7 protein-coding genes and 1 pseudogene are annotated in these 13832 nt (G+C 66.7%); 3 read left to right on the top strand and 5 right to left on the bottom strand.

Going from position 1 to position 13832, the window contains the following annotated elements; genetic code table 11:
* Window positions 1-37: 37 nt before the first annotated feature.
* Window positions 38-2821, bottom strand: coding sequence for a [protein-PII] uridylyltransferase (locus GSQ76_RS09710; protein WP_408836376.1), 2784 nt, complete (start codon window positions 2819-2821; stop codon window positions 38-40).
* A complete protein-coding gene (gene mutS / locus GSQ76_RS09705) occupies window positions 2815-5379 on the bottom strand; it encodes a DNA mismatch repair protein MutS (protein WP_158743863.1) in 2565 nt (854 codons plus the stop codon). Before mutS ends, GSQ76_RS09710 begins: the two co-directional genes overlap by 7 nt.
* Before the next feature lie 106 nt (window positions 5380-5485).
* Here mutS and GSQ76_RS09700 point away from each other — a divergent pair, with 106 nt between their 5' ends.
* Window positions 5486-6793: an MFS transporter gene (locus GSQ76_RS09700; protein ID WP_174247317.1), complete on the top strand. Its 1308-nt coding sequence runs from the start codon at window positions 5486-5488 to the stop codon at window positions 6791-6793.
* Between the two features lie 45 nt (window positions 6794-6838).
* Here the strand turns inward: GSQ76_RS09700 and glgX are convergent, their stop codons facing one another.
* Entirely contained in the window at window positions 6839-9031 is a 2193-nt protein-coding gene (gene glgX / locus GSQ76_RS09695) for a glycogen debranching protein GlgX (RefSeq protein ID WP_216850976.1), read from the bottom strand.
* 121 nt (window positions 9032-9152) lie between these two features.
* Here glgX and GSQ76_RS09690 point away from each other — a divergent pair, with 121 nt between their 5' ends.
* Window positions 9153-9623, top strand: a complete 471-nt coding sequence (locus GSQ76_RS09690; RefSeq protein ID WP_158743711.1) for a MaoC family dehydratase — start codon at window positions 9153-9155, stop codon at window positions 9621-9623.
* 10 nt (window positions 9624-9633) lie between these two features.
* On the opposite strand, the gene GSQ76_RS09685 is transcribed toward GSQ76_RS09690, so the two are convergent.
* Both GSQ76_RS09685 and GSQ76_RS09680 read right to left on the bottom strand, forming a co-directional pair.
* Window positions 9634-11646 (bottom strand): lysylphosphatidylglycerol synthase domain-containing protein, encoded by a 2013-nt coding sequence (locus GSQ76_RS09685; protein ID WP_158743710.1) that lies wholly within the window; start codon window positions 11644-11646, stop codon window positions 9634-9636.
* The gene (locus GSQ76_RS09680; protein ID WP_158743709.1) at window positions 11643-13214 is read right to left on the bottom strand and encodes a lysine--tRNA ligase; all 1572 of its coding nucleotides are present in this window, start codon (window positions 13212-13214) and stop codon (window positions 11643-11645) included. The genes GSQ76_RS09685 and GSQ76_RS09680 overlap by 4 nt, the downstream gene beginning before the upstream one ends.
* A gap of 99 nt (window positions 13215-13313) precedes the next feature.
* Here GSQ76_RS09680 and GSQ76_RS09675 point away from each other — a divergent pair.
* Window positions 13314-13832 (top strand): annotated as a pseudogene (locus GSQ76_RS09675) (ATP-dependent DNA helicase); the annotation flags it as partial.

Below are 13832 nucleotides of genomic sequence, written 5' to 3'. Positions count from 1 at the left end.
GCACCACCACAAGACGGGCGGTGTCGTCAAGCTTTTCTCAAACCGGCGCGGCGCGGCGGCGCCTCGGTGGCGTCGGAACCGGGATCGCCTCCAGGTCGTCCGGGCCACCAAGTGCCGCGGCGAGCGCGATGCGAAGCGACGCCAGTTTGCGATCATTCTCCACCTTCAGCCCGAACACATCCTTAACGTAGAACACGTCGACCGCGCGCACCCCGTAGGTCGTTACATGGGCCGACGCAATTTGCAGCCCCTCATCGCTGATCGCCGCTGTCACATCGTGCAGCAGGCCGGGGCGATCGCGCCCATTTACCTCGATCACCGTATGGGTGTGGCTGGCGCGATTGTCGATCACCACGCGTGGCGGAACATGGATCGCCCGCATTCGCCGCCCCAGCAGCGCTTCGCCCACCCGGCGGATCTCCGCCGATAATTGCAGGCGGCCCGATAACGCCTGTTCGACCAGCACCGACAGCCGGGCCAGCCGGTGCGGCGCATCGAACGCGCCGCCAGCAGCGTCCTGCACCCAGAACGTATCCAGCGCCATACCATTGGTCAGCGTGTGAATGCGGGCGTCGACGATGGACGCCCCAGCGACGGCGAGCGCCCCCGCAATCTGGCTGAACAGCCCGGCATGGTCGGCCGCGTAAACGGTGATCTCGGTGACCGCACGGGCGGGCAGGGGCTCCGCCTGCACCGTCAGCGGCGCGCCGGTGGCCTGTGCTTCCCGCACCAGTCGGGCATGGCGCAAATGGGTTTCCGGGTCGAAACCCAGCCAGTAACTCGGATAGCCCAGCCCCAGGAAGTAGCTCCGCTCCGCCTCCGTCCAATCCGCCAACTCGGCCGCAATGGCCTGTTTGGCCCGAATCACCCGCACGTCGCGCTCCGTCGTGGCCAAGCCGCCAGCCAGCACTTCGGCGACCCGGGCATACAGCTCCCGCAGCAGCGTCGCCTTCCAGCCATTCCACACTCGCGGCGACACGGCGCGCATGTCGGCAACCGTCAACACCAGCAGCAGCTTTAGCCGCTCCGGCGACTGAATGGTCTCCACCACGTCCAAAATGGTCTTGGGATCGTCGATATCGCGCTTGAACGCGGTCTGGCTCAGCAGCAGATGCTGCAGCACCAGCCAGGACACCATCTCGGTCTCCTCGGCCGCCAGCCCCAGCATCGGGCCGATGACCAGCGCCAACTCCGCGCCCAATTCGGAGTGATCGCCGCCCCGGCCCTTGGCGATGTCATGCAGCAACGCCGCCACATACAACGCCCGGCGGGACTGCAAATCCTCCATCAGCCCCGACGCGATCGGCGCCACATCCGACAACTCGCCCCGGTCCAGCGTGTCCAGCACGCGCACGGCCTCAATCGTGTGCTCGTCCACCGTGAACACGTGGTAGGTGTCGAACTGCATCTGGCCGACGATTCGGGCCCAATCCGGAATATAGCGGCCCAGGAACCCGGTTTCGTTCAACACGTGCATCCAGCGGGCGCCATCCTGTCCCCCCGTCAGCAGATCCATGAACACCGCCGCCGCGTCTGGATCGCCGCGTAATTCAGCGGCCAACCGATCGTGCCGGATCAGTGCCCGAATCGCCAGCGGATGCAGCGCCAAATCCCGGTCCCGGGCAATCTGCAGCATCCGCAGCATCTGGATCGGTTCGGCCTTGAAGTCGCGGCCCGGCGCCGCCAACAGCTTGCCATCCGCCAGCACGAAGCCCTGCGCCAGCAGCGCCGCGTCGGTGGTTTCCTCCAGCGCCGGCGGCCCCAGGGCAGCCCGCACGATTGCCGGCTCCAGCACGGCGGTGATGCGCGTCACCTCCCGTGCGGTCAGGAAATAGTGGCGCATGAACCGCTCCACTCCATCCTGCCGCCCATGCCGCGTGTAGCCCATTCGCGCGCCGACCACCGGCTGCATGTCGAAGGTCAGCCGCTCCTCCGCCCGTCCGGCGACGTAGTGCAGGTGGAACCGCACCGTCCACAGAAAGTCCCAGGACCGGCGGGCATGCTTGGCCTCCCGCTCCACCAGCACGCCGCCGCCGGGGCTGTGCGGGCCAACCAGGTCGCCCATGACGCGCGTGTTGAACACGTAGCGCGTCATCCAATACAGCGTCTGCAGATCGCGCAGGCCGCCGCGGCCCTCTTTGATATTGGGCTCCACCAGGAATGGGCTCTCGCCGAACCGGCGATGCCGCAAATCCCGCTCGACCTGCTTGGCCGTAATGAAATCCGCCGTGTGCGTGGCACAAGCGGCGGAGAATCGGATCGAAAACTGGCTGAACAGCGCCGTATCGCCCGCCACCTCGCGCGCATCGATCATCGAGGTGCGGACCGTCACATCCCGCTCCGCCTCGGCAATGCATTCTGCCACCGTGCGGGTCGCGTGTCCCACCTTCAGCCCCAGATCCCACAGGAAATACAGGCTGAACTCCACCGCGGCCAAGGTCTCTGGCGGCGGCGATTCCGGCGTGATGAACAGCAGATCGATATCGCTGAATGGCGCCAGCATGCCGCGCCCGTAACCGCCCGTCGCCACCACCGCCAGCGGCTCGGTCGCGTTCACCATGCTGCGGGCGTAGCTGTATAGCGCTCCGTTCAGCCCATCGGTCAGCGACGCCAGCGCTCGGGCGCTCTCCAGCCCGGTCAGCTGGTAATGCTCGAACGCCTCGCGCACATGGTGCTGGATCCGCGTCAGATGCCGGCGGAACACCGCCAGGGCAGCATCCCGCGGCAAGACGCCGCTCGGCTGGCGTGCGGCCTCCAACGCTTCCATCAGCAGCGTGGTGGCGGCTTCCGGCGCGTCGGGCAACGGGAGGATAGTCAGCATTCGATCGATGATAGCGCGAGCGACTTCAAATGATAGAGCGCATCCAACGCTTCCCGTGGGGAGAGTTTGTCGGGGTCGATCCCGTCCAACGTCGTGCGCAGCCGATCCGGCGCTGGTTCGGCCGTGGGCAGCGCGGCGAATAGCGGCAGGTCCGGCCCCGTGGCGCTGCTGCGTTCCAGCGCCGTCAATAGCCCGGCAGCCCGCCGCACGGTCGCGGCAGGGATGCCCGCCAGCTTGGCGACGTGCACCCCCCAGGACCGGCCGGCCGCCCCTTCGCCTACCTCGTGCAGGAACACGATTTCGTTCTTCCACTCCCGCACCCGCATCGCGTGCGGACAAAGCTGCGGCAACGCCTGGCCCAACCCGGCCAATTCGTGGAAATGCGTCGCAAACAGCGTCCTGCAACGAATGTGGGAGTGCAGGGCCTCCAGCACTGCCCAGGCAATCGCCAGCCCGTCCAGCGTCGCCGTGCCGCGGCCGATCTCGTCCACCACGACCAGGCTGCGCGGCCCGGCCTGGTTCAGGATCGCCGCCGTTTCCGTCATCTCCGTCATGAAGGTGGATCGGCCGCGTGCCAGATCGTCCGCGGCACCCACGCGGCTGAACAGCCGGTCCGCCACGCCAATCCGCGCCGCCGCCGCCGGCACCGGCAACCCGGCCTGCGCCAGGATCACCAGCAGCGCATTCTGCCGCAGAAATGTCGACTTACCCGCCATATTCGGCCCAGTCAGCAGCAAGATCCGCCGTGCGGGCGACAAATCGCAGTCATTTGGCTGGAAGGCGACCCCCGTGGGCAGCGCCGCCTGCACCACCGGGTGCCTGGCCGCGGTCACGTGGAACGCCGTATCGCCCGTCACCTCCGGCCGGCACCAATTGCCCGCCTCCGCCAGCCTGGCGCAGCTCTGCAGCACGTCCAGCGTCGCCAGCGCGGCCGCGGCCCGGCGCAAGACCTGGGCATGCTCCAGCACCTCCGCCACCAGCACCGCGAAGATCTTCGCCTCCCGCGCCGCCGCCCGGCCCGCTGCTTCGCTGATCCGGCGATCCAACTCGGCCAAATCGGGGTTGGTGAAGCGGGCGGCATTCGCCATGGATTGGCGCAACACCAGGTCCTGATGCCCCCGCAGCCCATCCGCCGCCGCCGCCGGCACCTCCATCACGTAGCCAAGCTGGGCATGATGCCGGATCTTCAGCGCCGCCACGCCGTAGCGCTGGGCGTAGTCCAATTGCAGCCCGCTGATCACCCGGCGGCTGTCGTCCCGCAGCCGCCGTTCGGCGTCCAACTCCCCATCGAATCCCTCCGCAATGGCGCCCCCATCATCCAGCCGCAGCGGCGGCGAGTCGGCCAGCGCCAGGCGCAACCGCTCCGCGAGCGCCGGGTCGACCCGCAGATCCGTGGCCAGCCGGTCCAGCAGCGGCGTCTCGCCTGGGCTTTTCACCCCCGCCAGCGTGATCGCCGCCTCCAGCGCCACCGCGATCACCTGCCGGATCGCCAGCAAATCCCGCGGCCCGCCACGCCCCAGCGACAATCGCCCCAGCGACCGCGTCGCGTCTGGCGCACCCCGCAGCGTCGTGCGCAACGCCGCCGTTGCCGGGGGCTCGCCCAGCAAACCGCCCCACGCAATCTGGCGCGCCCCAATCGCCACCGGGTCGGTCAACGGGGCGGATAGCCAGTCCGCCAGCATGCGCGCGCCCGGTGCCGTCAGCGTGTTGCCAACGGAACCGAGCAGCGTGTGCTCCACCGACCCATCGCGTGCCCGGGTAATCTCCAGGCTGGCGCGGGTGGCGGCGTCCATCGCCAGCGCACCGGTGCTCTCATTCTTCGCCGGCGGCGACAGCGTCGGCAGCTTGCCCGCCTGCGTCGTGCGGACGTAGGCCAGCGCCGTCGCCGCCGCCATCGCCTCCGAATCGGTGAAGGCGCCAAACCCATCCAGCGTCGCCGCCCCGAACGCCTCCGCCACCCGAGCCCGTGCTGCCAAGGGAGGCGGCGGCAGCGTATCCGGCGCCCGGCGAGGCTCGTAATCGCCCAAATTCAGGTCGGTCGGCGCCAGGATTTCCGCCGGGTCCAGCCGGCCCAGCAGGGCAGGCAAATCGCCCACCGCCTCCGTCTCGAACAACCCGGTGGAGATATCCAGCCATGCCGCCCCCACTTCGCGCCCCACCCGGGCCAGCGCCAGCAGCAGATTGGCGCGGCCACCCTCCAGCAGCGCCTCTTCCGTCAGCGTGCCCGGCGTCACCAGCCGCACGATCTCCCGCCGCAGCGGTCCCTTGCCCACGCGGGCGGACGCCGCCTCCATCTGCTCGGCCACCGCCACCCGGAACCCACGCCGGATGAGCCGGGCCAGATAGCCCTCTGCGGCGTGGATCGGCACGCCGCACATCTGGATCGGCTTGTCCTCATGCGTGCCGCGATGGGTCAGCGCGATGCCGAGTGCGGCGGCCGCCGCCACCGCGTCGTCGAAGAACAATTCGTAGAAATCGCCCATCCGGAAGAACAACAGCGCATCTGGCTGTTCTTCCTTCGCAGCGAGCCATTGGGCGATAGCGGGTGAGGCAGCCATGGCCCTGGCGTTACACTGCGCCCGCCCCCGACGGAAGTCCGCCTGCGCGCCATCGACACTGCCCGGCGGTGTCGGCATGGTTACAATCGGTTTAGGGGAGTCGGGAATGAGTGCGACGCAGAACGTTGGTCCCACAGAAGGCAGCGCGGCCGATGTGGGGCGCCGCCTGCGCGCGATCTTCGGCGGATCGATCGGCAATCTGATCGAGTGGTATGATTTCTACGTCTACAACTCGTTCGCGGTGTATTTCGCCGGCCTGTTTTCCGCCAGCAACGACCCGACCGTCCAGTTCATCAACGTCTTCGGCATCTACGCCGTCGGCTTCTTCATTCGCCCGGTTGGCGGGCTGTTCCTGGGCTATTACGCCGACCGCTACGGCCGCCGCGCCGCGCTCACCCTGTCGGTGATGCTGATGTGCGCCGGGTCGGCCCTGGTGGCGATCCTGCCAACCTACGCCCAGGTCGGCATCTGGGCGCCGATCCTGCTGCTGCTCGCCCGCCTGCTGCAGGGTATCTCGCTCGGCGGCGAATACGCCTCCTCCGCCACCTATCTCAGCGAGATGGCGGGCTCGAAATGGCGCGGCTTTTACAGCTCGTTCCAATACGTGACACTCATCGGCGGCCAGGTGTTGGCGGCGCTGGTGCTGCTGGTGATGCAGCTTTGGTTCACCAGGGCGGAACTCATCGCGTGGGGCTGGCGCATCCCGTTCGTCATCGGCGCGGCGTGTGCCCTGTACGGCCTGTATCTCCGCCGCCATCTGCCGGAAACCGACGAGTTCAAGCGCGTCCAGCGCGGCCCGCGGATCAACGTATTCCGCGCCTTGGCGGAACACCCGCGCGAATTGCTGCTGGTGTTCGGCCTCACCATGGGCGGCACCACGGCGTTCTACACCTTCAGCAGCTACATGCCGACCTACCTGTCCAACACGCTGAAGCTGGACCCGAGCTGGGTGGCCCAGATCTCGTTCATCACCCTGCTGCTGTTTGCACTCATGCAGCCGCTGTTCGGCTTCATCAGCGACATCATCGGCCGCAAGCCGGTGCTGCTGTGGTTCGGCATTCTCGGCACGCTCTGCACCGTGCCGATCCTCACGGCGCTCGGCGGCACGCATACGTATATGGGTGCGCTATGGCTGGTGCTGGCGGCGCTCGTGATCGTGTCGGGCTACACCTCGATCAACGCCGTGGTGAAGGCGGAGCTATTTCCCGCCGGCATCCGTGCGCTTGGCGTTGGTTTACCCTACGCGTTGGCGGCGTCGATCTTCGGTGGCACCGCACCGCTCATCGCGCTGTCGTTCAAGCAAAACGGGCACGAGGACTGGTTCTACTGGTACGTGACGCTACTGATCTTCCTGTCCCTATTGGTCTACGCGACCATGCGCGACACGAAGAAGTCGTCCCGCATCGCCGACTAGCCCGCAACGCTCCCCTCGACCTCATCGGGCGAGGGGAGCAACCCGTCAGTCGTCCCCGTGCGTCGGCAAATCGGTAACCCGGCGACGCACGGACCGACGGCGACGTTCCGGTTCGCGGGGAACCACCCGTTCGAACAGCAGCACCGACCGCCCCGTCACGACGTATTCGTCCCCGACGCTGACTTCTTCCTCATGGTTCGGCGCGTTGGTGTCGAACACCAGCCGCCACACGGTGCCCCCGGCCACTGCGGGCAGGGTGAAGCCCACACCCTCATGATGCGAATTCAGCACGATCAGCATAGAGCTATCGCTCGACACCCGGCGCACGCCCGTCGCCCTCGCACGCCCATCCAGCAGCATACCGAAGCAGCGCAAATTGCCGTCGCCCCAATCCTCGCCGGTCATCTCCGTCCCGCCGGCGTTCAGCCAGGCCACGTCGCGCACGCCCGATAGCGGATCCATTTCTCCCGTGAGATACCGGCCACGGCGTAAAATCGGGTAGCGATGGCGCAGCGTAGTCAATTCCTGCACGAAGCTGACCAGCCGCTGTCCGCGTTCCCCAATGCTCCAATCTAGCCAGGAAATCGTATTGTCCTGGTTGTACGGGTTGTTGTTGCCACCCTGGGTGCGGCCGAACTCATCCCCTGCGAGCAGCATCGGCGTCCCTTGGCTCAGCAGCAGGGTCGCCAGCATGTTGCGGATCTGCCGCTCGCGCAGGGCGTTGATCGCCGAGTCGCTGGTCGGGCCCTCGACGCCGCAATTCCAACTGATGTTGTTGCTGTTGCCGTCCTGGTTGTCCTCGCCATTCGCCGCGTTGTGCTTCTCGTTGAACGAAACCGCGTCGTTCAGCGTGAAACCGTCATGCGCGGTGATGAAGTTGACGGAAGACCACGGCCGCCGCCCCCGTCGGTTGAATTCCCCGGCCGAGGCGGATAGCCGCGCGGCCATTTCCGACACCGGCGCCTCCGCCTTCCAGAACGCCCGCGTCGTGTCCCGGTATTTGTCGTTCCACTCCGCCCAACCCGGCGGAAACTGCCCCACCTGATAGCCGCCGGGCCCGATGTCCCACGGCTCCGCAATCAGCTTCACGCCGGACAACACCGGGTCTTGCCGGCAGGTATCCAGGAACCCGCCGCCCTCGTCGAATCCGTGATCCTCGCGCGCCAGGATGGTGGCCAGGTCGAAGCGGAACCCGTCTACATGCATCTCCGTCACCCAGTAACGCAGGCTATCCGTCACCATCTGAAGCACCCGCGGATGGCTGATGTTGACGGTATTTCCTGTACCCGTGTCGTTGATGTACAGCCGCCTATCCCGCGGCATCAGCCGGTAGTAGCTGCGATTGTCGATGCCGCGGAATGACAGGGTCGCCCCCTGTTCATTTCCCTCGGCCGTGTGGTTGTAGACCACGTCCAGGATCACCTCGAGCCCGGCCTCGTGAAACCGGGCCACCATCTGCTTGAACTCGGAAAACGCGAATTCCGGGCTGAAGGCATATCGAGGATCGGGTGCGAAGAAGCCGATCGAGTTGTAGCCCCAGTAATTCGTCAGCCCCTGGCGCAACAGGTTCTCGTCGTTGACGAAGGTCTGCACCGGCAGCAATTCGACCGACGTGACGCCCAGCGCGCGGATATAATCCAGGATCTCCGGCCGCGCGAACCCGGCGAACGTCCCACGCAGTGCCTTCGGCACCTGCGGATGCAGCTTGGTGTAACCGCGAACATGCGCCTCATACAGGATGGTGCGTTCCCAGGGCACCATGGGCGAGTGGTCGCGTCCCCAGGTGAACGCCGGGTCGATCACGCGGCATTTCGGCACGTAGGGCGCGCTGTCCCGGGTGTCGAACGACAAATCGCCGTCCTTGTGCCCCAAGGTGTAACCGTAACAGGCCGGATCCCATTTCAGCGTGCCGACATGCGCCTTGGCATAAGGGTCCAGCAGCAGTTTGTGGTGGTTGAAACGATGTCCCTCCGCCGGCTGGTATGGGCCGTGGACGCGATAGCCGTAGACCGTTCCCGGCCGCGCATCCTTCAGGTAGCCGTGGAACACCTCGTCGGTGTATTCTGGCAGTTCGATCCGCTCCAACTCCGTGGTGCCCGCCTCGTCGAACAGGCACAATTCGACCTTCTCGGCGTAGGCGGAGAACAGTGCGAAGTTTACGCCGAGCCCATCCCAGGTTGCGCCGAGCGGATGCGGCCGCCCTTCGCTGATGCGGTCCTGAATCACAGCAATTGGCAAAACAGATGTCCTCTTATGGTCTGACAGTCACAGGATCGAGACGGCATCTGCGTAGAATATATCAAATAGCAACTGCCACCCCATCTAGGAACAGGGGCGGCCACGATAAGGGAGGAACAGCATGCCGGTAACAGGGTTCGAGCAATTCGAGGTGGGGCAGAAATTTACCTCCGCACCCCGTGCGGTCACGACCGCAGACATCAAGCAGTTCGCGGCGCAATTCGACTTTCAACCGCAGCATATGGACGAAACTGCGGCGAAGGCCACCTTGTTCGGCAGCCTGGTGGCCAGCGGCTGGCACACCGCGTCGCTCACCATGCGGCTGATGCTGGAGAGCATTCTGGAGGGGGTGAGCGGACGTGGGCTGGGCATTCGTATCAACGATATCACCTGGTCCTCGCCGGTGCGCCCCGATGACGAACTCCACGCCGTGAGTGAGGTGATGTCGCTTCGTCCATCCCGCTCCAAGCCGGACCGCGGTTTGGCCGTCATCCGCACCACCACCCACAACCAACGCGGCGAGGCAGTGCAGGAGATGACCGGGACGCTGCTGATCCTGCGCAGCGATGCCCTGCTGCACCTTGGAAACTAGCCTTCGGCGGCTACTCGGCCGCGTCCAACTCGCGTTCGGCTAGCAAGTGCAATTGCGGCTCCAGCGTCACCAGGTCGCGCTCGGCGACGCAGCAGAGATATTCCAGCGCGGCAGGCTGGCTGTCCGCATTCTCCGGCAGCAACTGACCGTCCGGCCCCAGCGGCAGGGCGGTCAGTCCCAGATCGCCATACACCTTCAGCAGGCCCGGCCCGGCCCGCCACACTGCCGGGTCCAGCCCTTCCTGCGCCGCCAGGTCGCGCAGGCGCCAGATTGCGGAAATCCGGTCCGCCGGCGAGCCCGCCGGGTCACCCAGCCCCAGCATCACCCGTCCCATCCGCAGGAACGGAATGCCGGACCGTCCGGCCTCACCCATCACGATGCCATCAGCCTGGTTCGGCGGCTGCGCACCCAGTGAGGCATAGCGCAGCCGGCCCTCGCCAGCCCAGGGCAGCCACGTCACATGTCCCGGCCGCAGCAGCCGCCACAGCGCCAATAGGGCCATCAGCACGGCCAGCGCCATCACCACGCGCAGGCTGTTGGGCAGGTCGGGGGACAGCACGATCTCCCACCACGAATTCTCCGACAGGCGGCGCACCTGCGGCTCGAACGCGGCGAGCGCGATCACGCACACCGCCAGCGCGATCAGCGGCACCATCACCTCCGCCTGCAACGTGCTCGTCAGCACCCGGGCATGCCGGTAGAACGCGTCGCGGAACGGCGCCACCAGCACCGCAGACAACGCCAGCACGGCGGAGATCCAGAGCTGATTGCCCTGCGCCGCAGTGTATCCCGCCGCCACCAGCAGCAGCGCGATCGTGCCGCCCCAGGCCAGGGTTACCCGCTGCGACAGCCCGATCGCCAGCACCATCAGCGCCGCCCCGATCAGCGAGGGCACGAACTGCCCGGCGCTTGCCGCCATATCGGCGAAATCCGGGTCGATCCAGGAAAAATCCGGCCGGTCGTCCAGCACGCCCAGCGACAGCAGTAGCGCGCCGCAGATCGCCACTGCACCGGTTGCCGCGCCCACCGCAAAATCCGGCTCGCTGATACGCACCAGGCCCTGCAGGCTGCGACCGACCTTGCCACCCTTCACCAGCGCCCCGCCGCGCAGCAGGATCTCGTTCAGCGCGAACATAGTGCCGGCCATGAACAGGGGGATGATGTAGTAATACAGCCGGAATACCAGGATCGCGCCCAGGATCACCGGCGGCGGCAAATACGGCTCCAACCCCAGCAGCATCGCCGTGTCGAACACGCCCAACCCGCCGGGCAAGTTTGCGATCAACCCGGCGCTGTAGGACGCAAGGTAACAGGCCAGGAACCGCAGATACGTCAGCCCCGGCGTCGGCGGGATCAGCGCGTAGAAGATCGCCGCCGTCACTGCCACGTCGACGGACGCAAGCGCCACCTGCACCACCGCCATGCGCCAGTTGGGTAGGTTGAACTCGTGCCCACGCACCCGGACCGTGCCGGCGACCTTGGAGATCACGACATACGTCGCAACCACGGCCCACATCGCCGTCCCTATGGCGTAGAACGCCCATAGCGGCAGGACCTTGGCGAAGAACGGCACCGAAAGCGGCTCGAAAAACAGGATGCAGCCGCCCAACACCAGCCCGCCCAGCCCGAACGTCAGCGAGCAGAACCCCACCACCTTGGCGATCTGCACCGCCGTCAGCCCCCAATGGGAGTACAGCCGGTAGCGCACGGCCGCACCCGACACCGCGGCAAAGCCCAGGTTATGCGACAGTGCGTAGGCGCAGAACGAGGCGAAGGCGACGCGGCGATACGTCACCTTGTGCCCGGCATAGATCGTGCCGAGCCGGTCGTAGAACGTCAGCACCCCGTAGGACAGCACCGTCCAGCCAAACGAGATGATCAGCGCGCTGGCCGGGATCGCCGCCAGCGCAATTTTGATGTCGGATAGTTTGAGGTGCCGGAATTCCCGTTGCACGACGTAGATGGCGCCCACCAGCAACAGGACGCCGAGCAGCGCAGGAAGGTGTCGAAGATACCGTTTCACGCTGCCTCTGCCGGTCTATTGAGCGCGTCGCGGATCAGCGTCACGGTTTCGGACACGCCATACAGCGCCACGAACCCGCCAAAACGCGGCCCCTCCTGCTGGCCCAGCAGCACCTGATACAGACACTCGAACCAGTTCTTCAGGGCAGGGAAGGGGTGGCGCTTGCCGACTGCGTACACCTCGTCCTGGATGAATTCGGCCGTGCTGTCGGTGGGCATGGCGGCCAGTGTGTCGGCCAGGTCGCTCAGCGCCGCGGCCTCGATCTCGGTGGCGGGGCGGAACCGCTTCGCCGGGCGCACGAAATCCCGGTAATACGCCACCGCGTAATCCACCAGTCGCGCCAGGAACGGGGTCGACTCCGGCCCGGCGCCCGGGTGATAGCGCCGGATGAAGCCCCACAGCATATCTGGCCGGTCGGCATTCACCACGCTGGCCAGGTTCAGCAGCATCGTAAACGGGATCGGGCTGCCGGCATCGTTCGGAATGCGCCCGCCGCCAATATGCCAGGCCGGGCTCGCCGGGTCATCGCCACCCTTCGACACATGGGCGATGTAATCGTCCACGGCGCGGGGAATGACGTCGAAAAACAGCCGCTTCGCGCGCTGCGGCTGATGATACATGAATTGACCCAGACTTTCGGGCGGAGCGTAGCGCAGCCACTCATCCACCGATAGGCCGTTGCCCTTGCTCTTGCTGATCTTCTGCGAATGCTCGTCCAGGAACAGCTCGTACGTGTAGCCGACCGGTGGCTTGGAGCCGAGCACGCCGCAGATCCGCCCGGACAGCTTCACGCTATCGATCAGGTCCTTGCCGCTCATCTCGTAATCGACGTTCAGCGCATGCCATCGCATGGCCCAATCCGCCTTCCACTGCAGCTTGCACGCCCCGCCCGTTACGGCGGTGGTGAAACGCTCACCCGCCGCGTCGGTCCAGGTCACGGTGCCCCCCACTGCGTCGGTCTGTTCGATCACGACCTGCATCACCTCGCCGGTCACCGGATGGATCGGCAGGATCGGCGAGTAGGTGGCCCGCCGCTCTGGCCCCAACGTCGGCAGGATGACCTGGCGGATCTCCTCATGCAGGCTCAGCACCCGCAGCAGGGCCGCGTCGAACCGGCCCGAGAGGTAATATTCGGTGGCGGATGCGAATTCGTACTCGAAGCCGAACCCATCCAGGAAGGCGCGCAGCCGGGCGTTGTTATGCGCCCCGAAACTGTCATGCGTGCCGAATGGGTCCGGCACCTGGGTCAGCGGCTTGCCCAGGAATTCCCGCAGCATGGCGCCGTTCGGCACGTTGTCCGGCACCTTGCGCAGCCCGTCCATATCGTCGCTGAACGCCAGCAGGCGGGACGGCTTGCCCGTCAGCGTGGTGAACGCGTTGCGAACCCAGGTGGTCCGCGCCACCTCCCCGAACGTGCCGATATGCGGCAGGCCGGAGGGGCCGTAGCCCGTCTCGAACAACGCCTCCGCTTTGCCCGACGCCTCCAACCGGGCGGCGACTTTGGCGGCTTCCTCGAACGGCCAGGCCTTGGGCAGGGAAAAATCGGTGTTGCGAACTGTGTCGGACATCGGCCGCACGCTAGGAATTGCGCCCTCTTGGGTCAATTGGCTCCAGCATAGTTCTGCCCCCCGCTCGCCACGGCGCGCTCGACGGCCATATACCGGGGTATGAATTCCCCGCAACTGGCAACGCCACAGACCGCCGCGATCGTCGCCGGCCACGGGCGGGCTAGCATCCTCACCGATGACGGCGAACTCGCATCGGGCTCGCACGCGGACATCTTGCGCCTGCTGGGCAGCGCCACGCCGCTCCTGGTGCACGCCCCGGTGACGCTGCGTCGCCTGGGACTGCGCCCGCGCCCGTGCTTCGACCTGCTGGAACTCTACGCCTTCGTGCGGCCCGCCGCCCCCGCCGCCCCCACTGTGCGCGGCCTGGCGCTGGCACTGGATATGGAGCCGCCCGCCGATATGGAGGACGCGGCCGCCCTGCTGCCGACCCTTGTGGAAACGTTGCTGGCGCGCCTGTCCGCCGGCCGCGACACCCCCGCCAACCGCGACGCCGGCGCGCTGGCGGTGCGAATGGGCGCCGCCGGTTGGGCATGGGCGCCCTACATCACCGGCGCCCTCGGCCCTTCCAACGCCCCCGCCGGGGACGCACTCCGGGTCTGGAAACGCCTGCCCGAATGG

It is taken from the genome of Acidisphaera sp. L21 (genome assembly GCF_009765685.1).
Classification (GTDB): domain Bacteria; phylum Pseudomonadota; class Alphaproteobacteria; order Acetobacterales; family Acetobacteraceae; genus LMUY01.
This window is presented reverse-complemented; position numbering and strand designations above follow the sequence as displayed.

Bases quoted from the DNA above. Each gene is read 5' to 3' on its own strand.
- GSQ76_RS09690 (WP_158743711.1), top strand. From the start codon at position 9,153: ATGCCGGTAACAGGGTTCGAGCAATTCGAGGTGGGGCAGAAATTTACC.
- GSQ76_RS09700 (WP_174247317.1), top strand. From the start codon at position 5,486: ATGAGTGCGACGCAGAACGTTGGTCCCACAGAAGGCAGCGCGGCCGAT.
- mutS (WP_158743863.1), bottom strand. From the start codon at position 5,379: ATGGCTGCCTCACCCGCTATCGCCCAATGGCTCGCTGCGAAGGAAGAA.
- GSQ76_RS09710 (WP_408836376.1), bottom strand. From the start codon at position 2,821: ATGCTGACTATCCTCCCGTTGCCCGACGCGCCGGAAGCCGCCACCACG.
- GSQ76_RS09680 (WP_158743709.1), bottom strand. From the start codon at position 13,214: ATGTCCGACACAGTTCGCAACACCGATTTTTCCCTGCCCAAGGCCTGG.